This is a genomic window from Mycobacterium marseillense (assembly GCF_010731675.1).
Lineage (GTDB): Bacteria > Actinomycetota > Actinomycetes > Mycobacteriales > Mycobacteriaceae > Mycobacterium > Mycobacterium marseillense.
In genome coordinates this window covers 3,619,625-3,644,963 of sequence record NZ_AP022584.1, presented here as the reverse complement: position 1 = coordinate 3,644,963, position 25,339 = coordinate 3,619,625, and the positions used below count along the sequence as shown (strand labels likewise).

Annotated in this window: 25 protein-coding genes; 21 read left to right on the top strand and 4 right to left on the bottom strand. The window is 67.5% G+C overall.

Annotation, left to right across the window (positions count from 1 at the left end; all coding sequences use genetic code 11):
* The first annotated feature begins 4 nt into the window (after positions 1-4).
* The 5 genes from G6N26_RS16730 to G6N26_RS16710 are packed head-to-tail and all read left to right on the top strand — an operon-like array spanning position 5 to position 4,317.
* The gene (locus tag G6N26_RS16730; protein WP_083017814.1) at positions 5-763 is read left to right on the top strand and encodes an HpcH/HpaI aldolase family protein; all 759 of its coding nucleotides are present in this window, start codon (positions 5-7) and stop codon (positions 761-763) included.
* Positions 760-1,170 carry a nuclear transport factor 2 family protein gene (locus G6N26_RS16725; protein ID WP_083017812.1) on the top strand — a complete coding sequence of 137 codons (411 nt, stop codon included), beginning with the start codon at positions 760-762 and terminating at the stop codon, positions 1,168-1,170. Before G6N26_RS16730 ends, G6N26_RS16725 begins: the two co-directional genes overlap by 4 nt.
* Positions 1,167-1,895: an SDR family NAD(P)-dependent oxidoreductase gene (locus G6N26_RS16720; RefSeq protein WP_083017810.1), complete on the top strand. Its 729-nt coding sequence runs from the start codon at positions 1,167-1,169 to the stop codon at positions 1,893-1,895. Before G6N26_RS16725 ends, G6N26_RS16720 begins: the two co-directional genes overlap by 4 nt.
* On the top strand, positions 1,877-3,397 hold the full coding sequence (locus G6N26_RS16715; protein ID WP_139799136.1) for a flavin-containing monooxygenase: 1,521 nt from the start codon (positions 1,877-1,879) through the stop codon (positions 3,395-3,397). Before G6N26_RS16720 ends, G6N26_RS16715 begins: the two co-directional genes overlap by 19 nt.
* Positions 3,394-4,317 carry an alpha/beta hydrolase gene (locus tag G6N26_RS16710; RefSeq protein WP_083017808.1) on the top strand — a complete coding sequence of 308 codons (924 nt, stop codon included), beginning with the start codon at positions 3,394-3,396 and terminating at the stop codon, positions 4,315-4,317. Before G6N26_RS16715 ends, G6N26_RS16710 begins: the two co-directional genes overlap by 4 nt.
* On the opposite strand, the gene G6N26_RS16705 is transcribed toward G6N26_RS16710, so the two are convergent.
* Positions 4,314-5,426, bottom strand: a complete 1,113-nt coding sequence (locus G6N26_RS16705; RefSeq protein ID WP_083017806.1) for an alcohol dehydrogenase catalytic domain-containing protein — start codon at positions 5,424-5,426, stop codon at positions 4,314-4,316. The genes G6N26_RS16710 and G6N26_RS16705 overlap by 4 nt on opposite strands.
* A gap of 14 nt (positions 5,427-5,440) precedes the next feature.
* On the opposite strand from G6N26_RS16705, the gene G6N26_RS16700 reads away from it, so the two are divergent.
* Both G6N26_RS16700 and G6N26_RS16695 read left to right on the top strand, forming a co-directional pair.
* The gene (locus G6N26_RS16700) at positions 5,441-5,929 is read left to right on the top strand and encodes an acyl-CoA thioesterase (protein WP_120312685.1); all 489 of its coding nucleotides are present in this window, start codon (positions 5,441-5,443) and stop codon (positions 5,927-5,929) included.
* 58 nt (positions 5,930-5,987) lie between these two features.
* A complete protein-coding gene (locus G6N26_RS16695) occupies positions 5,988-6,428 on the top strand; it encodes an SRPBCC family protein (protein ID WP_067169537.1) in 441 nt (146 codons plus the stop codon).
* Positions 6,429-6,487: 59 nt separating this feature from the next.
* Here the strand turns inward: G6N26_RS16695 and G6N26_RS16690 are convergent, their stop codons facing one another.
* Positions 6,488-7,165, bottom strand: a complete 678-nt coding sequence (locus G6N26_RS16690; RefSeq protein ID WP_179960224.1) for a GntR family transcriptional regulator — start codon at positions 7,163-7,165, stop codon at positions 6,488-6,490.
* Between the two features lie 183 nt (positions 7,166-7,348).
* On the opposite strand from G6N26_RS16690, the gene fadD5 reads away from it, so the two are divergent.
* From fadD5 to G6N26_RS16620, 14 genes are all read left to right on the top strand, one after another.
* Positions 7,349-8,944, top strand: coding sequence for a fatty-acid--CoA ligase FadD5 (gene fadD5 / locus G6N26_RS16685; RefSeq protein WP_083017941.1), 1,596 nt, complete (start codon positions 7,349-7,351; stop codon positions 8,942-8,944).
* A gap of 260 nt (positions 8,945-9,204) precedes the next feature.
* Positions 9,205-10,020 (top strand): MlaE family ABC transporter permease, encoded by an 816-nt coding sequence (locus G6N26_RS16680; protein WP_067169542.1) that lies wholly within the window; start codon positions 9,205-9,207, stop codon positions 10,018-10,020.
* Between the two features lies 1 nt (position 10,021).
* Entirely contained in the window at positions 10,022-10,891 is an 870-nt protein-coding gene (locus G6N26_RS16675) for an MlaE family ABC transporter permease (RefSeq protein ID WP_067169545.1), read from the top strand.
* Positions 10,892-10,896: 5 nt separating this feature from the next.
* Positions 10,897-12,204: an MCE family protein gene (locus G6N26_RS16670; protein ID WP_163648830.1), complete on the top strand. Its 1,308-nt coding sequence runs from the start codon at positions 10,897-10,899 to the stop codon at positions 12,202-12,204.
* Positions 12,201-13,241, top strand: a complete 1,041-nt coding sequence (locus G6N26_RS16665) for a virulence factor Mce family protein (RefSeq protein WP_067171335.1) — start codon at positions 12,201-12,203, stop codon at positions 13,239-13,241. The genes G6N26_RS16670 and G6N26_RS16665 overlap by 4 nt, the downstream gene beginning before the upstream one ends.
* Positions 13,238-14,803, top strand: a complete 1,566-nt coding sequence (locus G6N26_RS16660) for a virulence factor Mce family protein (protein WP_067171337.1) — start codon at positions 13,238-13,240, stop codon at positions 14,801-14,803. Before G6N26_RS16665 ends, G6N26_RS16660 begins: the two co-directional genes overlap by 4 nt.
* A complete protein-coding gene (locus G6N26_RS16655) occupies positions 14,800-16,416 on the top strand; it encodes a virulence factor Mce family protein (protein ID WP_067171341.1) in 1,617 nt (538 codons plus the stop codon). Before G6N26_RS16660 ends, G6N26_RS16655 begins: the two co-directional genes overlap by 4 nt.
* A 17-nt stretch (positions 16,417-16,433) precedes the next feature.
* Positions 16,434-17,585, top strand: a complete 1,152-nt coding sequence (locus tag G6N26_RS16650; RefSeq protein WP_067171344.1) for a virulence factor Mce family protein — start codon at positions 16,434-16,436, stop codon at positions 17,583-17,585.
* Positions 17,579-19,129, top strand: a complete 1,551-nt coding sequence (locus G6N26_RS16645) for a virulence factor Mce family protein (RefSeq protein WP_067171347.1) — start codon at positions 17,579-17,581, stop codon at positions 19,127-19,129. Before G6N26_RS16650 ends, G6N26_RS16645 begins: the two co-directional genes overlap by 7 nt.
* On the top strand, positions 19,099-19,779 hold the full coding sequence (locus G6N26_RS16640) for an Mce protein (RefSeq protein WP_067171350.1): 681 nt from the start codon (positions 19,099-19,101) through the stop codon (positions 19,777-19,779). Before G6N26_RS16645 ends, G6N26_RS16640 begins: the two co-directional genes overlap by 31 nt.
* Entirely contained in the window at positions 19,776-20,747 is a 972-nt protein-coding gene (locus G6N26_RS16635) for an RDD family protein (RefSeq protein WP_083020368.1), read from the top strand. Before G6N26_RS16640 ends, G6N26_RS16635 begins: the two co-directional genes overlap by 4 nt.
* Entirely contained in the window at positions 20,744-21,298 is a 555-nt protein-coding gene (locus G6N26_RS16630) for a mammalian cell entry protein (RefSeq protein WP_083020382.1), read from the top strand. Before G6N26_RS16635 ends, G6N26_RS16630 begins: the two co-directional genes overlap by 4 nt.
* Positions 21,265-21,975: a mammalian cell entry protein gene (locus tag G6N26_RS16625; protein WP_083020369.1), complete on the top strand. Its 711-nt coding sequence runs from the start codon at positions 21,265-21,267 to the stop codon at positions 21,973-21,975. Before G6N26_RS16630 ends, G6N26_RS16625 begins: the two co-directional genes overlap by 34 nt.
* 72 nt (positions 21,976-22,047) lie before the next feature.
* A complete protein-coding gene (locus G6N26_RS16620; protein ID WP_083020370.1) occupies positions 22,048-22,713 on the top strand; it encodes a YoaK family protein in 666 nt (221 codons plus the stop codon).
* On the opposite strand, the gene G6N26_RS16615 is transcribed toward G6N26_RS16620, so the two are convergent.
* Positions 22,706-23,815: a phosphodiester glycosidase family protein gene (locus G6N26_RS16615; RefSeq protein ID WP_095577979.1), complete on the bottom strand. Its 1,110-nt coding sequence runs from the start codon at positions 23,813-23,815 to the stop codon at positions 22,706-22,708. The genes G6N26_RS16620 and G6N26_RS16615 overlap by 8 nt on opposite strands.
* Positions 23,816-23,894: 79 nt before the next feature.
* A complete protein-coding gene (locus tag G6N26_RS16610) occupies positions 23,895-25,298 on the bottom strand; it encodes a YhgE/Pip domain-containing protein (protein WP_083020371.1) in 1,404 nt (467 codons plus the stop codon).
* Positions 25,299-25,339 lie beyond the last annotated feature (41 nt).

Here is a 25,339-nt window from a genome sequence, read left to right as displayed (position 1 = left end):
GACCGTGACGGATGCTTCGCCGAGCAATCTGCAGCTGGCGCTGGGCAGCAAACCCGTGATCTTCGGCGGCTGGGTCACCGGGCCGACGTGGCTGGGGCCCGAGGAATTCGCCCGCGCCGGTTACGACTACGTCGGATTCGACGCCCAGCACGGCTATCTCGACGACGCCGACATCGCCCGCATGCTGCGCCGCACCGAGCACCTGCCGCTGGCCACCGCGGTGCGCCTGCCCAACGCCGATGCCGCGCCGATCGGGCGGGTGGCCGATGCCGGCGCCGACGCCGTCGTCATCGCGATGATCGAGTCGGCCGACGAGGCCGCGGCGGCGGTGGCCGCCACCCGCTATCCACCGGCGGGCGTGCGCAGCTTCGGCCCGCTGTGCGCCAGTCTCGGTGCCGACCCCGCCGCCCACGAATCCCGGGTGAGCGTGTTCGCGATGATCGAGACCGCGGCGGCGCTCTCCGGCATCGAGGAGATCTGCGCCGTCGACGGTCTGACCGGAATCTACGTCGGCCCCGCCGATCTCGCCATCTCCATGGGTGTCGGCGTCCTCGGGGCGACCCGGCACCCCGAGGTGCTCGACGCGATCACGCGCGTCCACCGGGCGGCCTCGGACGCGGGCCTGGTCACCGGCATCCACGCCGGCGACGGTGTCACGGGCCAGGCCATGGCGCGGTTGGGCTTCGGCATGATCACCCTGGCCGCCGAGTCCCTGGCGCTGCGGCGCGGGGCCGCCGAACACCTGCGTGAGGCGACGCAATGACCGCCAACCAGGCGGACGATCAGGCCGCGATCCGCGACCTGATCGCCGCATACGCCCTCGCACTCGATGCCGGTGATGTCGACGGCTGCGCCCAGCTGTTCGCCTCCGACGGCGAATTCCTGGTCTACGGCAAGACTTTCGCAGGACACGACGGGATCGCCGGCATGTTCCGCGACGCGGCGCGCGGCCTGCATCTGACCGGTGTCTCGAGGATCACGGTCGACGGGGACCGCGCGAGCGCCCGATCGCAGGTGCTGTTCGTCCGGTGCGGCGATCTGCAGTTGCGGCCCGCCCTCTACGACGACGAGTTGACCCGCGTCGCCGGCCAGTGGCGTTTCGCGCGGCGCCGGTGCCGCTTCATCACCACCGGCGGATTAGCCGAGAGCCCGGAGGTGACGCCGGCATGAATCCACGTGTCGCACTGGTGACCGGCGCGGCCGGCGGGCAGGGCCGGGCCATCGCCGAACGGTTACGCGCCAAGGGGTTTTCGGTGGCGGCCTGCGACCGGCGGGCCGACGATCTCGCCGCCGCGGTGCGCGAATCGGGCGACGAGGAACTGATCGCGGTGGAACTAGACGTCACCGCGGAGCAGCAGTGGGACTCCGCGGTTGCGGCGGTGGTCGAGCGCTTCGGGTCGCTGAGCACGCTGGTCAACTGCGCCGGCGTGCTGCACCGGGCGTCGTTGACCGAGGAGACCGCCGAAGGATTCGAAAACTCCTGGCGGGTCAACTGTCTGGGCGCGTTCCTCGGCATGCGCGCGGCGCTGGAGCACCTGCGCGCGGCGCCCGACGCGTCCATCGTCAACATCTGCAGCACCGGCGCGATCCGCCCGTTCCCGCAGCACGGCGCCTACGGCTCGTCGAAGTGGGCGCTGCGCGGCCTGACCCAGACCGCCGCGGCCGAACTCGCCCCCGCCGGCATCCGGGTCAACGCGGTGTTCCCCGGGCCGATCGCCACCTCGATGCTCGACGAAACCACCCAGGACCGGCTGGCCGAGGCGTCGATGTTCGGGCGGATAGGCCGGGCCGACGAAGTCGCCGACGCCGTGGCCTTCCTGGTCTCCGGTGAGGCGTCGTTCATCACCGGCTCCGAACTCATCATCGACGGTGGTCAATGCCTGCAGATCCGATGAACGACCTGTCGGTAGGCATCATCGGCGCGGGCCCGGGCGGCCTGGCGCTCGGAATCATGCTGTCCCGCGCCGGTTTTGGCAACTTCACCATTTTCGACCGCGAAGACGGTGTCGGGGGCACCTGGCGCATCAACACCTATCCGGGGCTAGCCTGTGACGTCAAGTCACACTTGTACTCGTTCTCCTTCGACCTGAACGCCCACTGGTCACGGCTGTGGTCGGGACAACCCGAAATCCTGGACTACTTCCAGCGGGCCGCCGACAAGCACGGCCTGCGGCCGCACCTGAAGCTGCGCACCGAAATCCGCTCCGCGCACTGGGATTCGGACACCCAGCTCTGGTGCCTGACCACCACCGCCGGCGAACAGCACAACTTCAACATCGTCGTTTCGGCCGTCGGCCTGTTCACCCGGCCGCTGCTGCCCGACCTCATCGAAGAAGAGCCCTTCACCGGAAAGGTGATGCACTCGTCGCGCTGGGACCACTCGATCGCGCTGGAGGGCAAGAAGATTGCGGTGCTGGGGACCGGGTCGACGGCCTCCCAGCTGATCCCCGAATTGGCCAAGGTGGCCGACACGGTGTATTCGGTGCAACGATCACCCACCTGGATACTGCCCAAGCCCGACCGGCACTACACGCGGCGGGAGCGCTGGGCCTTCGCGCACCTCCCGCTCGCCAAAAAGCTCTACCGCGCCCGGCTGTGGCTGCGCAGCGAATCCAACATCTCCGTGATCGAGCACGGCAGCGAAAAGACCGAGCAGTTCACCGCACTGGCCCTGCAGCTGCTCGAAAAGACGGTCGACGATGAGGAATTGCGCCGCAAGCTCACACCGGATCATCCGATGGGCTGCAAGCGGCTGGTGTTCTCCTCGGACTACCTGCCCGCGCTGACCCGGTCCAACGTCGAGGTGGTGACCAGCCCGGCGCGCTACCTGCGTAAGCGATCCCTGGTCACCGAAGACGGCACCGAACGCGAGGTCGACGTGGTGGTCTGCGCCACCGGCTACGCCGCCGCCGACTATCTCGGGGAACTGGACGTTTCCGGCGAACACGGAATCACGCTGCGGCAGGTCTGGCGCGACGGCGCACACGCCTACCTCGGCATGGCCGTGCCGGAGTTTCCCAACTTCTTCATGCTGTACGGGCCGAACACCAACGTCGGCTCCAACAGCGTCATCTTCATCCTCGAAGCCCAAGCGCGCTACATCGTGCGGGCGCTGCGGCACCTGCGCCGTCGCCGCCGGCGGTACGTGGCGGTGCGTGCCTCGGCGCTGGCCGACTTCGTCGACAAGATCGACCGATGGATGGCGGGCACCGTGTGGACCACCCAGTGCAGCAACTACTTCCGCGCTCCTAACGGGCGCGTGGTCACCCAGTGGCCGCGCAGCGCGCGTACCTTCTGGGGCATGACGCGCAGGTTCAGACCGGCCGACTTCCGCTTCGAGCCGCCCGCCGCCTTGACCCCCTCCCCGGCCGCCGAGCCCGAGCGAAGTACGCGATGACGGAGCTCGACGGCGCCGACCGCCTCGACCCGGCGCTGCGCGCGCTCGCGACCACCCGCACCGACTTCTCGGCTGCCGCAATCCGACTGACCCGCGATCCGTTCAACGAACGCCGCCGCATCACGGCCGGGCAGACCGGCGCCGGCGACGTCCGAATCGACGAGGACAGCGTGGGCGGCGTCGCGGTGCGTATCTACCGCGGGGGCGCGGCGCCGTCGCCCGCCGTCGTGTATTGCCACGCCGGCGGTTTCGCGCTGGGAAACCTCGACACCGATCACCGCCAGTGCGTGGAGCTCGCCCGCCGCGGGCGGTGCACGGTGGTGTCGGTGGACTACCGGCTGGCGCCGGAGCACCCCCATCCGGCCGCGCTCGAGGACGCGAGCGCCGTGCTGCGCTGGGTGGCCGACGACGCGGCGTCACTCGGCGTGGATCCCACCCGGCTGGCCGTCGCGGGTAGCAGCGCCGGCGCCGCCCTGGCCGCGTGCCTGGCGCAGCGCGCCGCCGACGGATCGTTGCCGCCGGTGGTGTTCCAGCTGCTGCACCAGCCGGTGCTCGACGACCGGCCCACCCCGTCGAAGGCGGAGTTCCGCGCCAGCCCGGCGTTCGACGGCGAGGGCGCCGAGCTGATGTGGCGCCACTACCTGCACCCGGAGGTCGGGCCGCAGGCAGCGGTGCCCGCCCGTCGGCAGGAATTCGCCGGGTTGGCACCGGCCTTGATCACCTGCGCCGAGATCGATCCCTTCCGGGACGAGGCCATCGACTATGCGCTGCGGCTCCTGCGTGCCGGTGTCTCAGCGGAGCTGCACGTGTTTGCGCGCGCCTGCCATGGGTTCGACTCGCTGCTACCGGAATGGCCGGGCTCCCAGCGCCTGTTCGCGCTGCAAGGCGATGTCCTGTCCAGCGCGCTGCACGGCGGCTAGGCGTCGAATCGGATCAGCTGGCGCACGGCGGTGCCGTCGGCCAGATGGTCCATCGCCTCGTTGATGTCGTCCAGCCGGATCGTCGACGACACCAGCGATTGGACCGGCAGCCGGCCGGAACGCCACAGCTCGACGAACCGCGGGATGTCCCGGCTGGGCACCGCCGATCCGAGGTAGCTACCGATCAGCGACCGGCCCTCGGCCACAAAACCCAACGGCGACACGCTGATTCGCGCGTCCGGCGGCGGCAAACCGACCGTGATGGTGCGACCGCCCGGCGCGGTCAACCCGATCGCGGTCTCAAGGGCGGCTGGATGGCCGACGGCCTCGACGACCACGGCCGCCTTCACCCGCGCGTCCGCGGCCTGCTGTGGCGTGTAGGTCTCGTGGGCGCCCAGGCGGCGGGCGGCGGCCAACTTCTCCGGCAATTGATCGACGGCGACCACCCGCACGTCGTCGTAGGTCAGCGCGGTGAGCAGCGCCGCCATCCCGACGCCGCCCAGACCGACCACCGCGACCGCCTGGCCGGGCCGCGGATGCCCCACGTTGAGCACCGCGCCACCGCCGGTCAGCACCGCGCATCCCAACAGCGCGGCGACATCGGCCGGCACGTCGGGCGGCACCGGGACCGCGCTGGCGCGGTTGACGACCGCGTGCGTCGCGAAACCCGAGACCCCGAGGTGGTGATAGACCGGCCGACCGGCCCGGCTGAGCCGAATGTCACCGCCCAGCAGGGTGCCGGCGCCGTTGGCCGCGCTGCCCGGTTCACACGGCGTCAGTCCCTGCGTCGCGCACGCGGCGCAATGGCCGCAGCGCGGCAAGAACACGAGCACCACCCGCTGACCGATGGCCACGTCACCGACACCGTCACCGACCTGCTCGACGATGCCGGCGGCTTCGTGGCCGAGCAGCATCGGCACCGGGCGTACCCGGTTGCCGTCGACCACCGACAGGTCGGAGTGGCAGATGCCGGCCGCCTCGATGCGGACCAGCACCTCGTCGCGTCCCGGGGGCGCGAGGTCGACGTCGGTGATGCTGATCGGCCGCGACCGTGCGTAGGGCCGGGGCGCCCCGATGTGCTCCAGCACCGCGCCCCGAATTCCGGACATGCTGGAATACAACCATGGCCCCGGCTCCAGTAGTTCCCCCCGCCCCGGACGGGTTGACCAGCAACGACTTCCCGGTGCTGTGGCCGGTCGGGACGCGGTGGGCCGACAACGACATGTTCGGACACCTCAACAACGCGGTCTACTACCAGTTGTTCGACACCGCGATCAACGCGTGGATTAACACCAGCACCGGGCTGGATCCGATGACCACCCCCGCGCTGGGCATCGTCGCCGAGTCGGGCTGCCGCTATTTCGCCGAGCTGCATTTCCCGCAGGACCTCATGGTGGGTCTGGCCGTGACGCGGCTGGGCCGCAGCAGCGTCACCTACCGGCTGGGCGTGTTCGAGTCCGGGGACGGCCCCGAAGAAGAAATAGCGCGGCCGATCACCGCGCTGGGACATTGGGTGCACGTCTACGTCGACCGTCTCACGCGCAAGTCCGTCCCGATTCCCGAGCCCGTCCGGACCCTGCTGTCGACGGCCGACGTCGGCGAATCGGCCTAGCCGCGGCCCAGATAGCGCCCCGCGCTGGGGTTTTCGCTCACCCCGTTATGCTGCGCGCATGCCAGTGTTGAGCAAGACCGTCGAGATCGGCGCCGACGCCGCGTTGATCATGAAGATCGTCGGCGACTTCGAGGCCTACCCGCAGTGGAACGAGGAGATCAAGGGTCTCTGGGTGCTCGCCCGGTACGACGACGGGCGGCCCAGCCAGTTGCGGCTCGACACCGATTACCAGGGCATGCAGAGCATGTTCATCCAGGCCGTGTACTACCCGGGCGAAAACCAGATCCAGACCGTCCTGCAGCAGGGCGACCTGTTCACCAAGCAGGAGCAGCTGTTCTCCGTGGTGGCGATGGGCGCGTCGAGCCTGCTGACCGTGGACCTGGATGTCGAAACGTCGATGCCGGTCCCCGCTCCGATGGTCAAGCAACTCCTCAACAACGTCCTCGACCATCTGGCCGAGAGCCTCAAGAAGCGAGCCGAGCAGCTGGCCGCCAGCTAGCCGCGGCGCTTGATGGCGACACCCGCTGCGCCCGGCTGGTCTGTTGCGATCGCCGCGAATCAGAAGATTCCGGTGCGGTCCCGCATCTCGGTCAGCCGGGCCGCCGCGTCGGTGAACTGCCACACGGTGTGCTCGATCACCGCGGCAGTGTCGCGTCGGCGTAGCGCGGCGGTCAGCTTCCGGTGGTTGTCGACGGCCGCCTCGCCCCAATGCGGATCGGCGGCATACACCAGCACCGGCATGTAGCGCGCGGCGTTCAGCAGGAACCAGGCGAGCTTGATCCGGCCGCTGGCCTGGTTGAAGACGCGGTGAAAGGCGAACTCGATGCCCGCGATGGTCTCGGCGTCGCCGGAACCGACGGCCGCGGCGAGGGAATCGTTGATGCGGTCCAGCTCGTCGATCTCGGCCTCGGTGATGTGGTCGGTGGCCGCGGCCGCTAACTCCTTGGCGATCGAGGCCTGCAGCCAGAAGATGTCCTCGATGTCCTGGCGGGTGAGCGGCAACACGACGTGACCGCGGTGCGGCTCCAGCTGCACCATGCCCTCGCCGCGCAATTTCAGCAGGGCTTCGCGCACCGGGGTGACGCTGACACCGAGCTGGGCCGCGGTCTCGTCGAGACGGATGAACGTTCCCGGACGCAGCCTGCCGGACATGATCGACGCCCGCAGGTGGCCGGCGACCTCGTCGGACAGCTGGGCCCGCCGCAGCGGCCGCCGACTCCTCGGCTGCATAGACATCGGTGCGTTCACAGGGTCTGCCAGGACTTTCAGTGACGTGGCGGGACGGGGTTTAAGTTTTGACGGGTGTTGACGGGGACTTGTCAGTGGACTGTCAAAGCCATAGTGTGACCCACACAACACTAAGTTTTATCAAATATCAACCTGGCGCAAGCGGTGCGCGAGTGAAGGGAAGTGTGCAGTTTGACCGCGCAATTGGCAGACCATCTGACCCAGCAGCCGTACCTGGCCCGGCGGCAGAACTGGGTGAACCAGCTCGAGCGGCACGCCCTGATGCAGCCGAACGCGACGGCGCTGAGGTTCCTGGGCAAGACCCTGACGTGGGGTGACCTGCGCGGCCGGGTGGCGGCGCTGGCCGACGCGCTGAGCCGCCGGGGTGTCGGCTTCGGCGACCGCGTCATGATCCTGATGCTCAACCGCACCGAGTTCGTCGAGTCGGTGCTGGCCATCAACATGCTCGGCGCCATCGCGGTGCCGCTGAACTTCCGGCTTACCGCGGCCGAAATCGCCTTCCTGGTCCAGGATTGCGAAGCGCGGGTGATCATCACCGAATCGGTGCTCGCCCCGGTCGCCACCGGCGTGCGCGACATCGAGTCGCTGCTCGGCACCATCGTGGTTGCGGGCGGCTCAACTTACGACGACACGGCCAAGGTGCTGGGTTACGAAGACCTCGTCAGCGAGACCGGGGAGTCGCACGAACCCGTCGACATCCCGAACGACTCGCCGGCGTTGATCATGTACACCTCGGGCACTACCGGCCGCCCCAAGGGCGCCGTGCTCACCCACACCAACCTGACCGGCCAGACGATGACCGGGCTGTACACCAACGGCGCCGACATCAACAGTGACGTCGGGTTCATCGGGGTGCCGTTCTTCCACATCGCCGGCATCGGCAACATGCTGACCGGGGTGCTGCTCGGCATCGCCACCGTCATCTACCCGCTCGGCGCGTTCGAGCCCGGGCAACTGCTCGACGTGCTGGCCGCAGAAAAGGTCACCGGGATTTTTCTGGTCCCCGCGCAGTGGCAGGCGGTCTGCGCCGAGCAAAAGGCGCACCCACGCGACCTGAAATTGCGGGTGATCTCCTGGGGCGCCGCACCGGCTCCCGACGCGCTGCTGCGGGAGATGTCGGAAAGGTTCCCCGGCACCCAGATCCTGGCCGCGTTCGGCCAGACGGAGATGTCGCCGGTCACCTGCATGTTGCTGGGCGAGGACGCGATCCGTAAGCGCGGCTCGGTCGGCAAGGTGATCCCGACGGTGGCCGCCCGGGTCGTCGACGAGAACATGAACGACGTGCCCATCGGCGAGGTCGGTGAAATCGTCTATCGCGCACCAACTTTGATGAGCGGGTACTGGAACAACCCGGAGGCGACGGCGGAAGCGTTCGCCGGCGGCTGGTTCCACTCCGGCGACCTGGTCCGCATGGACTCCGACGGTTACGTGTGGGTGGTCGATCGCAAGAAGGACATGATCATCTCCGGTGGCGAGAACATCTACTGCGCCGAGGTGGAGAACGTCCTGGCCAGCCACCCGAGCATCGTCGAAGTCGCCGTCATCGGCCGGTCCCACGACAAGTGGGGCGAGGTGCCGATCGCGGTCGCCGCGGTGGCGGGCGACAAGTTGGGGCTCGACGAACTGGACGAGTTCTTGACCGAGCGGCTGGCGCGCTACAAGCACCCGAAGGCGCTCGAGATCGTCGACGCGCTGCCGCGCAACCCGGCCGGCAAGGTGCTCAAGACTGAGCTGCGGGTCCGTTACGGAGTCGCAAAAATCGACTAAATCCATTCTAGGGCAAGAGGTTTTAAAGCCAGAGAGGAAGTTGGGCAGGAGCGGTAACGTTTGCCAGCTGTTGGCGAAGGGTTAATTGTGCGGATGCGGTTCACACGTGCTTGGCCATCGGGTACATTCCTGTGGTCTCCGTTACTACTTGCCAGTAGGGAGCCGATGGTCACAGACGTTGAGTCGGGGCGAGGAGGAGGCGTGCTACATGTTCCGCCGCGGCGCCGGACGGTGCGCGGTGACGGTCTGAGGGGGCAACGGTGACTTCAACGTCGACGAGTCGACGGGGCCCCTACCTGGTCGGCTATGTGCGCGATCAACTGCAAACCCCGCTGGAGCTTGTCGGCGGGTTCTTCCGGATGTGCGTGCTCACCGGAAAAGCCCTGTTCCGCTGGCCTTTCCAGTATCGCGAGTTCATCCTGCAGTGCTGGTTCATCATGCGGGTGGCGTTCTTGCCGACCATCATGGTCTCGATCCCGCTGACCGTGCTGCTGATCTTCACCCTCAACGTTTTGCTGGCGCAGTTCGGCGCCGCTGACCTCTCCGGTGCCGGCGCGGCCATCGGCGCGGTCACCCAGCTCGGCCCGCTGACCACGGTGCTGGTGGTCGCCGGCGCCGGCTCGACGGCGATCTGCGCCGACCTGGGCGCGCGCACCATCCGCGAAGAGATCGACGCGATGGAGGTGCTCGGGATCGACCCGATCCACCGGCTGGTGGTGCCCCGGGTGATTGCCGCGACCCTGGTCGCCACCCTGCTCAACGGCCTGGTGATCACCGTCGGTCTGGTCGGTGGCTATCTATTCGGTGTCTACCTGCAGAACGTGTCGGGCGGGGCGTACCTGGCCACCCTGACCACCATCACCGGCCTGCCCGAGGTCGTCATCGCGACGGTCAAGGCCGCCGTCTTCGGTCTGATCGCCGGGCTGGTCGGGTGCTACCGCGGCCTGACCGTGCGCGGCGGCTCCAAGGGGCTCGGCACCGCCGTCAACGAGACCGTGGTGCTCTGCGTCGTCGCGCTGTATGCGGTCAACGTCGTGCTGACCACGATCGGCGTCCGATTCGGGACGGGGCACTGACATGTCGACCGCCGCCGTCTTTCGCTCCCGCTTCCCGCGGGCGGCAGAAAACCTCAACCGCTACGGCCTCGCCGCGGCACGCGGGCTCGACGACATCGGCCAGATGGCGTGGTTCGGCGGGGTGGCCCTGGCCCACATTCCGCACGCGCTGCGCAACTACCGCAAGGAAACGCTGCGGCTGATCGCCCAGATCGGCATGGGCACCGGCGCCATGGCCGTCATCGGCGGCACCGTCGCCATCGTCGGCTTCGTGACGTTGTCCGGTAGCTCCCTGGTCGCGATCCAGGGGTTCGCCTCGCTGGGCAACATCGGCGTCGAGGCGTTCACCGGGTTCTTCGCCGCGCTGATCAACGTGCGCATCGCCGCGCCCGTCGTCACCGGCATCGCGATGGCCGCCACGGTCGGTGCCGGCGCGACGGCCGAGCTGGGCGCGATGCGCATCAGCGAGGAGATCGACGCGCTGGAAGTGATGGGCATCAAATCGATTTCGTTCTTGGCGACCACCCGGATCATGGCCGGGCTGGTGGTGATCATCCCGCTGTACGCGCTGGCGATGATCATGTCGTTCCTGTCACCGCAGATCACCACGACCGTGCTCTACGGGCAATCCAACGGCACCTACGAGCACTACTTCCGGACGTTCCTGCGCCCCGACGACGTCTTCTGGTCGTTCTTGGAAGCCATCATCATCACCGCCGTCGTCATGATCACCCACTGCTTCTACGGCTACAACGCCGGGGGCGGGCCGGTCGGCGTGGGTGAGGCCGTCGGCCGATCGATGCGTTTCTCGCTGGTGTCGGTGCAGGTTGTCGTGTTGGCCGCCGCGTTGGCGCTCTATGGCGTCAACCCCAACTTCGCGCTCACGGTGTAGCCGCCATGCCCGCGCCGATCCAGACCAACGCCCCGCGGAACCCGCCGTACAAGTGGGTCGGGTTGGTGGCGTTGCTGATCGCCGCGCTGGTCCTCGGCTTCGTCTACGGGCAGTTCCGTGGCGATTTCACCCCGAAGACCAACCTGACGATGCTGGCCGCGCGGGCCGGGCTGGTGATGGATCCGGGGTCGAAGGTGACCTACAACGGGGTGGAGATCGGCCGGGTGGGCAAGATCGCGGAGACGGTGCGTGATGGCAAGCCGGCGGCCAAGTTCACCCTCGAGGTCTATCCGCGGTATTTGAAGCTGATTCCGTCGAATGTGAACGCCGATATCAAGGCGACGACGGTGTTCGGTGGGAAGTATGTGTCGTTGACGACGCCGGCCAACCCGTCGCCGCAGAAGATCTCGTCGCACACGGTGCTGGATGCGCGGTCGGTGACCACTGAGATCAACACGTTGTTTCAGACGATCACCTCGATCGCGGAGAAGGTTGATCCGGTCAAGTTGAATTTGACGTTGAGCGCGGCGGCGCAGTCGTTGGCGGGGCTGGGGGAGAAGTTCGGCCAGTCGGTGGTGAACGCCGATATGCTGCTCGACGATGTGAACCCGCGAATGCCGCAGGCGCGCAAGGACATTCAGCGGTTGGCGGCGCTGGGGGATACGTATGCGAACGCGTCGCCGGATCTGTTCGACTTTTTGAATAACGCGGTGGTGACCTCGCGCACGATCAATGCGCAGCAAAAGGATTTGGATCAGGCGTTGTTGGCGGCGGCCGGGTTCGGCAACACCGGGGCCGACCTGTTCACCAAGGGCGGGCCGTACCTGGCGCGCGGCGCGGCCGACCTGGTGCCCTCGGCGGAGCTGCTGGACACGTACAGCCCCGAGCTGTTCTGCACGGTGCGCAACTACCACGACATCGAGCCCAAGGCCGCGTCGTTCCTGGGCGGCAACGGCTACTCGCTCAACAGCCACACCCAGGCGCTGTCCGGACTGGGGCTGATCGCCAACCCGCTGTCCTTGGTCGCCGTCGCCGCGTTGACGCTTGGACTCGGCGCCACGGCCGGTTTGGTCGGCGGGGCGCCCAACCCCTACGTCTGGCCCGAGAACCTGCCCCGGGTGAACGCCCGCGGCGGCCCCGGCGGCGCCCCGGGTTGCTGGCAGCCCCTCACCCACGATCTGTGGCCCGCACCGGAGTTGGTGATGGACTCCGGAAACAGCCTCGCGCCGTACAACCACCTCGACACCGGATCGCCGTATGCGATCGAGTACGTCTGGGGCCGCCAGGTAGGGGATAACACGATCAACCCATGAAAATCACCGGAACCCTTGTCAGACTCAGCATCTTCTCGGTGGTGCTGCTGATCTTCACTGTGATGATCATCGTGGTGTTCGGTCAGATGCGCTTTGACCGCACCAACGGGTACTCGGCGGAGTTCACCAACGTCAGCGGCCTGCGCGCGGGTCAGTTCGTCCGCGCCTCCGGCGTCGAGGTCGGCAAGGTCGACAAGGTGGAACTGACCGACGGCGGCAAGCGCGCACGGGTGAAATTCAACGTCGACCGCTCGATCCCGCTGTACCAGTCGACGCGCGCCCAGATCCGCTACCTCGACCTGATCGGTAACCGCTACCTGGAGATCAAACGCGGTCAGGGTGAGGGAGCGGACAAGGTTCTGCCGCCCGGCGGCTTCATCCCGCTGTCGCGCACCCAGCCGGCACTCGACCTCGACGCGCTGATCGGCGGTTTCAAGCCGCTGTTTCGGGCGCTGGACCCGCAGAAGGTCAACACCATCGCGTCCACGCTGGTCACCGTGTTCCAGGGCCAGGGCGGCACCATCAACGACATCCTCGACAACACCGCGCAGCTGACCAACCAGCTCGGTGAGCGCGACCAAGCGATCGGCGAGGTCATCAAGAACCTGAACGTCGTCTTGGACACGACCGTTCGGCACCGGCAGCAGTTCGACCAGACGGTCGACAAGCTCGAGGTGTTGATCACCGGGCTCAAGAACCACGGCGACCAGCAGGCCGCCGGGTTCGCCCACATCAGCAACGCCGCCGGGACGGTCGCCGATCTGCTGGCCGAAGATCGCACACTGCTGCACAAGACGCTGAATTATCTGGACGCCGTGCAGCAGCCGCTGATCGACCAGCAAGACCAATTGCAGGATTACCTCAAGAAGGTGCCGACCGCGTTGAACATGATCGGTCGCGCCATCGGCTCCTACGGGGACTTCGTGAACTTCTACGCCTGCGACATCACCCTCAAGATCAACGGCCTGCAGGCGGGCGGGCCGGTCCGCACGGTCCGGCTGTTCCAGCAGCCGACGGGTAGGTGCACGCCGCAATGAGAACCCTGGAACCCCCGAACCGGGTGCGCATCGGACTGATGGGCATCGCCGTGACGGTGCTGGTGATCGGCGTCGGCCAAAGCTTCACCAGCGTTCCGATGCTGTTCGCCAAGCCGAGCTACTACGGGCAGTTCACCGACTCCGGCGGCATCAACACCGGCGACAAAGTGCGCATCGCCGGCGTGGACGTCGGCAAAGTGGAGGGCCTGAAGATCGACGGCGACCACGTCAAGCTGAAGTTCTCCGTCGGCACCAACTCCATCGGCACCGAGAGCCGGCTGGCGATCAAGACCGACACCATCCTCGGTAAGAAGATCCTCGACGTCGAGGCCCGCGGCAACCAGCCGCTGCGCCCCGGCCAGACCCTGCCGCTGGGCCAAAGCACCACGCCCTACCAGATTTACGACGCGTTCTTCGACGTCACCAAAGCTGCCCAGGGATGGGACATCGACACCGTCAAGCAGTCACTGCACGTGCTCTCGGAGACCATCGACCAGACCTACCCACACCTGAGCCCGGCGCTCGACGGCGTGGCCAAGTTCTCCGACACGATCGGCAAGCGCGACGAAGAGGTCAAGCATCTGCTGGCCCAGGCCAACCAGGTGGCCAGCGTCCTGGGTGACCGCAGCAACCAGGTCGACCGGGCGTTGGTCAACGCGAAAACGCTGCTGGCCGCCTTCAACGAGCGCGGCCAGGCCATTAACGCCCTGCTGGCGAACATCGCCGCGTTTTCCGAGCAGGTCAAGGGTTTCATCAATGACAACCCGAACCTGAACCACGTGCTGGAGCAGTTGCGCACGCTCAGCGACATCCTGGTCCAGCGCAAGGACGACCTGGCCAATGGGTTCACCGAGGTCGGCAAGTTCCTGCCGTCTTTGAACGAGGCCATCGCGTCGGGACCGTTCTTCAAGGTGGTCCTCCACAACCTGGCCCTTTACCAGATCTCGCAGCCGTGGGTCGACGCGGCGTTCAAGAAGCGCGGCATCGATCCGGAGGACTTCTGGCGCAGCGCCGGACTGCCCGCCTACCGGTTCCCCGACCCCAACGGCACCCGGTTCCCCAACGGCGCACCGCCCCCGGCGCCCCCGGTGCTCGAGGGCACGCCCGATCACCCGGGCCCGGCCGTCCCACCGGGATCGCCGTGTTCGTACACGCCCGCGGCCGACGGGCTGCCCCGGCCCGACAACCCGCTGCCCTGTGCGGGCGCGGTGTCCGGGCCATTCGGTGGGCCGGGCTTCCCGGCGCCGGTCGACGTGTTGACGTCGCCGCCGAACCCCGCGGGCCTGCCGCCCACGCCGGGCATCAATATCGCCGGGCGGCCGGGCGACCCGCCGCCCGACGTGCCGGGAACACCGGTGCCGCTGCCGACGCAGGCGCCCCCGGGCGCGCGCACCGAGAACCTGGCGCCGGCCGGACCGGTGCCGCCGCCGTCGACGTTCGCGCCGGGGCTGCCGCCGGGTCCGCCGGCACCGCCCGGGCCCGGTAACCAGCTGCCGGCACCGTTCATCAACCCCGGCGGAGCCGGAGGTAGTGGCGCAGCGGGGGGAGGTAGCCAGAATTGAGCACCATCTTTGACATCCGCAACATTCGGCTCCCGAAGCTGTCCCGGGCGTCGGTGATCATCGGGGCCCTGGTGATCGTGCTGGCCCTCGTTGTCGGCTACGTCGGCTGGCGGCTGTACGAGAAGCTCACCAACAACACCGTGGTCGCCTACTTCCCCGCGGCCAACGCCCTTTACCCGGGGGACAAGGTCCAGATCATGGGCCTGCGGGTGGGCGCGATCGACAAGATCGAGCCGGCCGGCGACAAGATGAAGGTCACCTTCCACTACGAGAACAAGTACCGGGTGCCGGCCAACGCGTCGGCGGTGATCCTCAACCCCACCCTGGTGGCCTCGCGCGCGATCCAGCTGGAGCCGCCGTACAAGGGCGGCCCGGTGCTGTCCGACAACGCGGTGATCCCCGAGGAGCGCACCCAGGTTCCGGTCGAATGGGATCAGCTGCGCAACAGCATCACCAACATCATCTCGAAGCTGGGCCCCACTGCCGAGCAACCCAAGGGCCCGTTCGGTGAGGTCATCGAGTCGTTCGCCAACGGGCTGGCCGGCAAGGGCAAGCAGTTCAACACCACGCTGAGCAACCTGTCGCGAGCGTTGACCGCATTGAACGAGGGTCGCGGCGACTTCTTCGCGGTGGTGCGCAGCCTGGCGCTGTTCGTCAACGCGCTGCACGAGGACGACGCGCAGTTCGTCGCCCTCAACCAGAACCTGGCCGATTTCACCACCCGGCTCGCGCACAACGACACCGACCTGTCCAACGCGCTCCAGCAGTTCGACAGCCTGCTGACCACGATCCGTCCGTGGCTGGACAAGAACAGCGAAGTGTTGATTTACGACGTCAAGAACCTGGAGACCGCGACCAACGCGCTGCTGCAGCCGGACCCGCTGAACGGGCTGGAGACCGCGCTGCATGTGCTGCCGACGGCCGCGGCGAACATCAACCAGATCTATCACCCGTCGCACGGATCAGTGGTCGCCATCCCTTCGATCACCAACTTCGCGAACCCGATGCAGTTCATCTGCAGCGCGATTCAGGCCGGCAGCCGGCTGGGCTATCAGGAGTCGGCCGAACTGTGCGCGCAATACCTGGCACCGATCCTCGACGCGATCAAGTTCAACTACCCGCCGTTCGGGTTGAACCTGTTCAGCACCGCCGAGACGCTGCCCAAGGAAGTCGCCTACTCCGAGCCGCGGCTACAGCCGCCGAACGGATACAAGGACACGACCGTTCCGGGCATCTGGGTGCCGGACACCCCGACCTCGCACCGCAACACCCAGCCGGGCTGGATCGTCGCCCCGGGTATGCAGGGCCAGCAGGTCGGACCTATCACCGCGGGCCTGATGACGCCGGAGTCGCTGGAAGAGCTCATGGGTGGCCCCAACATCGAACCCGTCCAGTCGAACCTGCAGACTCCGCCGGGTCCGCCGAACGCCTACGACGAGAACCCGATCGCGCCAGTGATCGGCCAAAACCCGCCGCAGGTTCCGATACCGCCGCCACCGCCCGGGCCGGGCGTGGCCCCGGGCCCCGTGGCGCCCACACCGGCGCCGGTGTCGGCGCCCGCGCCGAACGCGGGTGGCCCGGCGTCGGCCGCTGACTTCGGGGGTGGCCAGTGAGGGGCGCGACGAGCGTGATGAGGCTGATCCGCTACCGGTCGTGGCAGACCTTGGTACTGCTGGTGGCCGCGATGGTGCTGAGCTCCTGCGGCTGGAAGGGCATCTCCAACGTCTCGATTCCGGGTGGCCCCGGCAGCGGGTCGGGGGCCATGACCATCTATGTCCAGGTGCCCGACACCCTGGCGATCAACGGCAACAGCAAGGTGATGGTGGCCGACGTGTTCGTCGGCTCGATCAAGGCCATCAACCTGAAGAACTGGGTGGCCACCCTGACGCTCGGGCTGGACAAGCACACCAAGCTGCCCAAGAACGCCACCGCCAAGATCGGCCAGACCTCGCTGCTGGGTTCCCAGCACGTCGAGCTCGCGGCACCGCCGAACCCGTCGCCCGAGCTGCTCAAGGACGGCGACACCATCCCGCTGAAGAACTCGTCGTCGTATCCGACGACCGAGCAGACGCTGGCCAGCCTGTCGCTGATCCTGCGCGGTGGCGGCATCCCCAATCTCGAGGTGCTGCAGAACGAGATTTACAACATCTTCAACGGGCGGGGCGAGGCGATCCGGTCCCTGCTGGGCAAGCTGGACACGTTCACCACCCAGCTCAACGCGCAGCGTGACGACATCACCCACGCCATCGACTCCACCAACCGGCTGCTGACTTATGTGGGCGGCCGGGCCGACGTCCTGGACCGGGTGCTCACCGACATCCCGCCGGTGATCAAGCACTTCGCCGACACCCAAAACCTGCTGATCAACGCCGTCGATTCGGTGGGACGCCTGAGCCAGGTCGCCGACCAGTACCTGTCGGAGACGCGTGCGCCGCTGAACAAGGACCTGCAACTGCTGCAATGCCCGCTCAAGGAGCTCGGCCGCGCTTCGCCGTATTTGATCGGCGCGCTGAAGTTGATCCTGACCCAGCCGTTCGACATCGACACCGTGCCGAAGATCTTCCGCGGTGACTACATCAACATCTCGCTGACGCTGGACCTGACCTACAGCGCCGTCGATAACGCGTTCCTCACCGGGACCGGATTGTCCGGAGCGCTGCGGGCACTCGAGCAGTCGTTCGGGCGCGATCCCGAGACGATGATCCCGGACGTGCGCTACACACCGAACCCGAATGACGCTCCGGGCGGACCGCTGGTGGAAAGGGGGGACAGGAATTGCTGACTCCCTTCATCCGACGCCAGCTGATCGCGTTCGGCATCCTGACCGTCGTCTCGCTGCTCGTGCTCGGGGTGTACTACCTGCAGATCCCGAGCCTGGTGGGGATCGGTCGCTACACCCTGAAGGCCGAGCTGCCCGCTTCGGGCGGGCTGTACCCGACGGCCAACGTCACCTACCGGGGCATCACCATCGGCAAGGTCACGGATGTCGAGCCGACCGAGCACGGCGCCGAGGCCACCATGAGCATCGACAGCCATTACAAGATCCCGGTCGACGCGACGGCCGACGTGCATTCGGTCTCGGCCGTCGGTGAGCAATACCTGGACCTGGTGTCGACCGGAAACCCCGGCAAATACCTGGCGGACGGGCAGACCATCACCAAGGGCACGGTGCCCGCGGAGATCGGGCCGGCCCTGGACACGGCGAACCGCGGCCTGTCGGTGCTGCCCAAGGAGAAGATCGGCCAGCTCCTCGACGAGACGGCGCAGTCCGTCGGCGGGCTGGGGCCCGCCCTGCAGCGCTTGGTCGACGCGACCCAGGCGATCGTGGGCGATTTCAAAACACAGATCACCGACGTCAACGACATCATCGAGAACTCCGGCCCGGTGCTGGACAGCCAGGTCAAATCGGGTGACAACATCGAGCGCTGGGCGCGCAACCTGAACAGGCTGGCCGCCCAGTCCGCACAGCAGGACCCGCACCTGAAAAGCCTGCTGCGCCAGGCGGCCCCGACGGCCGATCAGGTCGAAAGCGTCTTCAGCGGTGTTCGGGATTCGCTGCCGCAGACGCTGGCCAATCTCGAGGTCGTCTTCGACCTGCTCAAGCGCTACCACACCGGCGTCGAGCAGGTCCTGGTGTTTCTTCCGCAGGGCGCATCGATCGCACAGACCGTGGCCGCGCCGTTCCCGAACATGGCCGCGCTCGATCTGGCGCTGTCGATCAACCAGCCGCCGCCGTGCCTCACCGGGTTCATCCCGGCGTCGGAGTGGCGGTCCCCGGCGGACACCAGCATGCAGCCGTTGCCGACGGGCACCTACTGCAAGATCCCGATGGAGACCCCGGCCAACAGCGTGCGTGGGTCGCGCAACATCCCCTGCACCGACATCCCGGGCAAACGGGCGGCCACCCCGCGGGAATGCCGCGACCCCAAACCGTACGTCCCGGCGGGCACCAACCCCTGGTACGGCGACCCCAACCAGACCCTCACCTGCCCGGCGCCGTCCGCGCGCTGTGACCAGCCCGTCAAGCCCGGCATGGTGATCCCGGCGCCGTCGATCAACAACGGGCTCAACCCCGCGCCGTCGGACCGGGTGGCGGGAACGCCCCCGCCGACCAGCGATCCGTTGTCGCGGCCGGGGTCGGGTACGGTGCAGTGCAACGGCCAGCAACCGAACCCGTGTGTCTACACCCCCAGCGGGCCTCCCACGGCGGTCTACAGTCCCCAAAGCGGTGAACTGGTGGGGCCAGACGGAGTTAAATACTCCGTCGAGAACTCGGCCAGAACAGGAGACGACGGATGGAAGGAGATGCTGGCACCAGCCGGCTGAACCCCATCGACACGGACGACGATTCGTTGAACCCCGAAGACAAGGATGAGGATTCGACGGCGGCCGACAGCGGAGCCGAGGAGACCGGTCCGCAGGGCGACCCCGAGGATCCGGTGGAATCCGGTGAGCCCGGCGCGGTCGCGCCACGCGGTCCGTCGCGGGTGGGGCGTGGGTGGCTAGCCGCCATCGCCGTGCTGCTGGTGCTGTGTGCGGCCGCGATCGGGGCGGGTGGCTACCTTGCGCTGCGTTACCACCACGACAGCCAGATGATCGCCCGCAACGACGCCACCGCGCTCAAGGCGGCGGTGGAATGCGTGACGGCGACCCAGGCGCCGGACACCAACGCGATGACCGCGAGCGAGCAGAAGATCATCGACTGTGGCACAGACACTTTCCGCACGCAGGCCCTGCTCTACACCTCCATGCTCATCCAGGCATATCAGGCCGCGAACATCCACGTTCAGGTGTCGGATGTGCGCGCGGCGGTCGAGCGCAACAACCCCGACGGTTCGATCGATATCCTGGTCGCGCTTCGCGTCCAGGTGGCCAGCGACCAGAATCAGAACGAGGCCGGTTACCGCCTGCGGGTGAAGATGGCCTTCGCCGAGGGGCGCTACCGGATCTCCAAACTCGACCAGGTGACGAAGTGACGGTGGTGGTCGAACAGACTGCACCCACGGACGTCCAAGAGCCACCGCGGGAAGCCTTGGCGCCCTGGCCTTCTCGTGCCGGCGCCGTTGGCGTCGACGTGCTGCCCGGCGTGGCGGTCGTGGTGACGCTGGCGTTGGTGTCGTCCACGGTGCCGGCGCGCGGCGCGTGGTGGTGGGTGTGCATCTGCGTGTTGGGGCTTGTCGTCTTGGCGATGTTGGTCAACCGATTGCTGCTGCCGACGATCCTCGGGTGGAGTCTGGGCCGCGGCCTGGTCGGCGTCGCCGTGACCCGTCGCGGCGGCGACGCTGCGGGGCCGTGGACGCTGCTGCTGCGCGACGTCGCCCACCTGCTCGACACCGTGTCGGTGGTGGGATGGCTGTGGCCGCTGTGGGATTCGCGTCGCCGCACGTTCGCCGACATGGTGGCGCGCACCGAGGTGCGGCGCCTGCCACCGGACCAGGTGCCGCCGGATGCCCGGCGCTGGGCCGCGGTCGCGGTGGCGGGCGCGACGCTGGCGTGCCTGGGCGGTGCGGCGATGAGCTATGGCGCGGTGTACGCCCCGCAGCGGGCGAGCGATCAGACCCGCGCCCAGATCGCCACGCAGGGCCCCAAAATCGTGGCCCAGATGCTGACGTATGACCCCAAGTCGCTGCAGGACGACTTCGCCCGGGCGCAGTCGCTGGCGACCGACAAATACCGCGGACAGTTGGCGGCCCAGCAGGACCTGGTGCGCAAGGGCACCCCGGTGATCAACGAGTACTGGGTCACCAACAGCTCGATCGAAACGGCCGCCCCGAACCGGGCGACCATGCTGCTGTTCATGCAGGGCCGGCGCGGCGCGGCACCCGAGGTGCGCTACATCAGCGCGACCGTGCGGGTGAACTTCGCCAAGAATGGCGGAAACGGTTGGCGCGTCGATGATCTCACCGTGCTGTCCAAGCCGAAACCGCCGGGAGACGGCAAATGAGCCCCCGCCGCAAGTTCGCGCCCGGTGAGCGGCCCTTGCTCGTCGAGTGCCCGGTCGCGCCGCAGCGAGGGTGGCTGATGTCATTGGCCAGTACGGTCGCGGCGGTGCTGATGGTGGCGGCGATCACCGTCTGCGCGCTGGTGTGGGTTTCCCACGAATCGCAGGCGCGGGCCGCCTCGCGGGACCGCGAGGTGCTGACCTACGTGACCGGCTTCATGACGCAGTTCACCTCCATCGACCCCTTTCACGCCAACGACTACGTGAACCGGATACTCGCCCAGGCGACCGGTGATTTCGCCAAGCAGTACCAGAAGAACGCCAACGAGATCCTGCTCCAGGTCGCCCGGGCCGAACCGGCCACGGGCAGCGTGCTCGACGCCGGCCTGGAGCGATGGAACGACGACGGCAGCGCCAATGTCATGGTGGCCACGGCCATCACCACGAAATCACCGGATGAGAAACAGGTCTTGGAAAACGCCAACCGTTGGGCGGCAACCGCGACGCAGGAAGGGAACCAGTGGAAGATCAGCAACCTGCAACAGGTGATCTGACCGCCGAGGACAACCCAGCGGGCCCCGAGGACGAGGCGACCGCGGCGGCACCGGACGACGCCGAGGCCACCGAAGACGCCGAGACGACCGAGGACGGCGAGGCCACTGAGGACGCCGCCGACGCAACCGAAGCACCACCGCCCGCGAAGCGGAAAAGACGCCTGGCGGGCAAGGCGTGGGCGATCGTCGCGCTGGTCGCCGCCCTGCTCTTCGTCGGTTCGGCGGGATTCGCCGGGGCGATGGTGCAGCCCTACCTGGCCGACCGGGCCGTCGCCGAAACGAAACTCAACGTCGCGCGAACCGCGGCAAGGGCGATCACCACCCTGTGGACCTACACCCCGGAAAACATGGACACCCTGGCCGACCGCGCATCCGCCTATCTCAGCGGTGATTTCGCCGCGCAGTACCGCAAATTCGTCGACGCCATCGTGGCGCCCAACAAGCAGGCCAAGATCACCAACAGCACCGAAGTCACCGGCGCGGCGGTCGAATCGCTCGACGACAACAACGCCGTCGTCATCACCTACACGAACACGACGTCCACCAGCCCGCTGACGAAGAACGTGCCATCGCTGAAATACCTGTCCTACCGGCTGTTCATGAAGCGCCAGAAGAGCCACTGGCTGGTGACCAGGATGACGACGATCACCTCGCTGGATCTGACACCGAAAACGTAACGCCGCAGCGGCCCGCGCCGAAAGAGACTGCACCCCATGGCAGTTACCTCACCGGTATCACAACGATCGACGGTGGCGGCGCTGCTGCTGCTGACGTTTGCGACGGGATTGGCCGACTCGATCAGTATCCTGGTGCTCGGCCACGTGTTCGTCGCCAACATGACCGGCAACGTGATCTTCCTCGGTTTCTGGCTGGCGCCGAGAACCAGCATCGACCTGACCGCCGTCGTGGTCGCCCTGCCGACGTTCGTGTGCACCACCGTGCTCAGCGGCCGGCTGTCCCGGCACTTCGGCGAGCGAACGCGGGCGTGGATCACCACGGTGCTGGCCACCGAAATCGCGTTGCTGGTCGCATTGGCCATTCTGGCGGGCGCGGGAGTGCTGCCCTACCAACGGAATTCCACACTCATCATGATCGGCATGCTCGCCGTGACATTCGGGTTGCAACATTCCAGCGCCCGTCAGTTCGGCATTCCCGAACTCTCCACCACGGTGCTGACGTCGACGATCGTCAGCCTCGGCCTGGACAGCCGGCTGGCCGGCGGCACGGGCGAGCGCCAACGGCTGCGCATCGGCGTCGTCGTCACGATGTGCGCCGGCGCGTTCGTCGGCGCGACGATGTCGAGGTACGTGGTCGCCCCGGTCTTCGTGGTGGCGGCGGCGGTGATCGCGACGAGCCTGCTGATCTTCCGGTTCGGTCCCGCTGCGGCGAGAAACACTGCGGCGGTTGCTAGTTGAAGGCCAGCCAGCTCGGCAGCGCCCGCTCGTGGGAGTCGCAGAGCACCTGTCGGGTATCGCACGACCCCCGAGGCGAGCCGGCGCCGGCCCACATGCCGCCGGTGTCACGGCGCAGCACGATCGCCGAGGAGCCACCGCCGTCGAGCAGCACGGCGTTGTCGCTGCCCAGCCCGCGGAACAGGTCCTGCATGTTGTCCGGCGTGTAGCTGCCGCCCTCGAAGATGTACATCTCGTCCTTTTGTCGCGAGTAGGCCAACGCCGTTCGCGCCGCGCTGGGCCCGCCGTCGTGAAGCTGTCCGGTGTTGCCGGGCGCCAGCAGTCCGATTCCCGACACCGCCACGAACCTCTCGTTCTTGTTGAGCAGGTCCTGGACGACGGGGGTGGCGGCGTCGTAGTCCTTTTTCGTCCTGGGCCACACCACATAGGGCGCGCCGCCGGACGGCAGGATCATCGTCGTCAGCGCGCTCCAGCTCTCGCCACCGCCGGAGAGACCCTGCTTGCCGGGGTAGGCGAGGGTGCCGGTGACCGCCTGGTTGGCGCGGCCCCGGCCATTGGTGTTGTCCACGAAGGCGCCCAACGGCGAACTGCAGCCGGTCTGGCGCCACGAGCCGCCCTTCTGCCCGCGCACGTCGAAGAAGTTGGCGTTGATCGCGATCGTCGGCTGGCCCATGCGCTGCCACGCCTGCAGCGGTGCGTAGAGCTCCGAGGCCTGCCACAGCCCTTCGCCGGTGCGGGCGCCGGGATTGTTTTCGCAGCGGGCCTGGTCGCCCTGGTGGGTGTCGACGAGCAAATGCGGTGAGAGACGTCCGGCCGCGTTCTTGATGATCATCAGATGGCCGCCGTTGTTCATCTCATACCAACTGCCGCCGGCGTTGAGCATCGGCGCGGGGTGGCCGGCGCCGAAGTTATAGACCAGGTAGGAACCGCGGGTGCCGCCGATGGCGTTGGCGAGCAGATCGCGCCCGTCGGCGGCTCGCGCCAGGGGCTGGCCCGAGGTGACGCCAAGCGTGAACCAGGCCAGGAGGGCGGTGCAGCACGCCGCCAGCCGGCGGAAGCTGGCGCGTCGGGTCACCACGATCGCCCTTTCGGCCATGATCTGAATGCAACACAGACATCATCAGCCTCATAAGTCACACTGTCAACAAAAATAACGGGCCGGTGACGCTTGGGACACGCGCGAATTACGTTTGTTCGCTTGAGCTTTCGGGCTCGGTGACCACCGGCTCCGATTCGGTGACGACGGCCTCCGCCTGCTTGCCGCGGCGGGCTTTGTGCTGCGCCTGATGCTCCTGCGCGATCGCCAACGCGACCGCGCCCTGGATACGGTGAAAGCCCTTGCGGTCGTACAGATGCGTGACGACACCGCCGAGCAGCAGACCGATGACAAGGCCCACCGACGTCATGATCAGGGCCTGAGCCAGGCCCGCATCCGCGCGGCCGCCGAAGTACAGCAGGGATCGAGCGCCCAGGAAAACCTGGTGCATCGGTTCGAATTCGGCCAGCCAGCGGAAGAAGGACGGCGTCGCCTCCAGCGGCACCGTGGCTCCGGCCGATGGCAAGCCAAGGATGACGAAGATGAGCATGCTGACGAGCATTCCCGCCGTGCCCAGCACCGAGAGCAGGGAACTGGAGGTGATGCCCACCGCGGCGATCGCGAACACGCCGAACGCCCAGAGTTGCCAACTGAGATCGATGGGCATGCCGAGCGCGTCGGCGATCCACAGGTACACCGCCGAGGTGAGCAGCGCGAGCAGCACCATCATGGCCCACTTGAGCAGCAGCGTCTGGAATCTGGAGATCCTGACCTGCTCGGCGAACCGGTATACCGGGCCGAATTCGGCAGGCACATAGCCGAGTAGCGCGTCGACGAGCGTGCTGACCACGATGCTGCCGGTGAACCCGGCCAGCAGGAGCAGCAGCGCGTAATAGAAGGCGGACAACCCGTTACCGGTGCCGTTGGGCAGCGGGTTGTAGACGACCGACTGAATCTCGATGGGAGCGGCGAGGCCCACCTGGGCCGCGCCGGGTAGCGGCGCGCCGCCGGTCTGCGCGGCCACCTCCGCCATAACCCGTTGCCCCGCTATGCCATTGGCCATGCCCATGGCCATGCTGAGGGTCTGCCCGGCGATGCTCGCGCCCAGGGTGCCGGCGCGCGGGTTGGTGGAGACGGTGATCGACGGGCGTTCGGCGCGGGTCGGCACCACCGCGCTCGTCGCGAAGTCGCGCAGCTTGGACGAGAAGCTGACCGGTATCACCACCGAGCCGTACACCTGGCCGGTGTCCAGTTGCTGTTTGGCCTCGCCGCGGGAGAGCACCCGGACGTCGAACTTGTTCTTGTCCAACCCATTGACCAGCCGGTCGGTGATCTGCGCGCCCCCGGGGCCGGCGTCCTCGTTCACCACCGCGATGGGGAAATGGCGCAGGTTGGTGCTCGGGTTCAAGATACCGCCGAGATACAGCGCGCACAGCGCCGACATCAGTGCCAACGTGATGATCAGCGGTGCCGCCCAGAATCGCACGGTGCGGATCGCCTTGATGTTGTGCTTGGGGTTGGGCGCCGCGTGCTGCGGGTGCGAGTGAGGCATGCCGACTCCTGTCTGTCGTGCCCACTCTATGGGCTGTGCCG

Bases quoted from the DNA above. Each gene is read 5' to 3' on its own strand.
- G6N26_RS16725 (WP_083017812.1), top strand. From the start codon at position 760: ATGACCGCCAACCAGGCGGACGATCAGGCCGCGATCCGCGACCTGATC.
- G6N26_RS16720 (WP_083017810.1), top strand. From the start codon at position 1,167: ATGAATCCACGTGTCGCACTGGTGACCGGCGCGGCCGGCGGGCAGGGC.
- G6N26_RS16715 (WP_139799136.1), top strand. From the start codon at position 1,877: ATGCCTGCAGATCCGATGAACGACCTGTCGGTAGGCATCATCGGCGCG.
- G6N26_RS16710 (WP_083017808.1), top strand. From the start codon at position 3,394: ATGACGGAGCTCGACGGCGCCGACCGCCTCGACCCGGCGCTGCGCGCG.
- G6N26_RS16705 (WP_083017806.1), bottom strand. From the start codon at position 5,426: ATGTCCGGAATTCGGGGCGCGGTGCTGGAGCACATCGGGGCGCCCCGG.
- G6N26_RS16700 (WP_120312685.1), top strand. From the start codon at position 5,441: ATGGCCCCGGCTCCAGTAGTTCCCCCCGCCCCGGACGGGTTGACCAGC.
- G6N26_RS16695 (WP_067169537.1), top strand. From the start codon at position 5,988: ATGCCAGTGTTGAGCAAGACCGTCGAGATCGGCGCCGACGCCGCGTTG.
- G6N26_RS16690 (WP_179960224.1), bottom strand. From the start codon at position 7,165: ATGTCTATGCAGCCGAGGAGTCGGCGGCCGCTGCGGCGGGCCCAGCTG.
- G6N26_RS16675 (WP_067169545.1), top strand. From the start codon at position 10,022: ATGTCGACCGCCGCCGTCTTTCGCTCCCGCTTCCCGCGGGCGGCAGAA.
- G6N26_RS16670 (WP_163648830.1), top strand. From the start codon at position 10,897: ATGCCCGCGCCGATCCAGACCAACGCCCCGCGGAACCCGCCGTACAAG.
- G6N26_RS16665 (WP_067171335.1), top strand. From the start codon at position 12,201: ATGAAAATCACCGGAACCCTTGTCAGACTCAGCATCTTCTCGGTGGTG.
- G6N26_RS16660 (WP_067171337.1), top strand. From the start codon at position 13,238: ATGAGAACCCTGGAACCCCCGAACCGGGTGCGCATCGGACTGATGGGC.
- G6N26_RS16650 (WP_067171344.1), top strand. From the start codon at position 16,434: ATGAGGCTGATCCGCTACCGGTCGTGGCAGACCTTGGTACTGCTGGTG.
- G6N26_RS16640 (WP_067171350.1), top strand. From the start codon at position 19,099: ATGGAAGGAGATGCTGGCACCAGCCGGCTGAACCCCATCGACACGGAC.
- G6N26_RS16630 (WP_083020382.1), top strand. From the start codon at position 20,744: ATGAGCCCCCGCCGCAAGTTCGCGCCCGGTGAGCGGCCCTTGCTCGTC.
- G6N26_RS16610 (WP_083020371.1), bottom strand. From the start codon at position 25,298: ATGCCTCACTCGCACCCGCAGCACGCGGCGCCCAACCCCAAGCACAAC.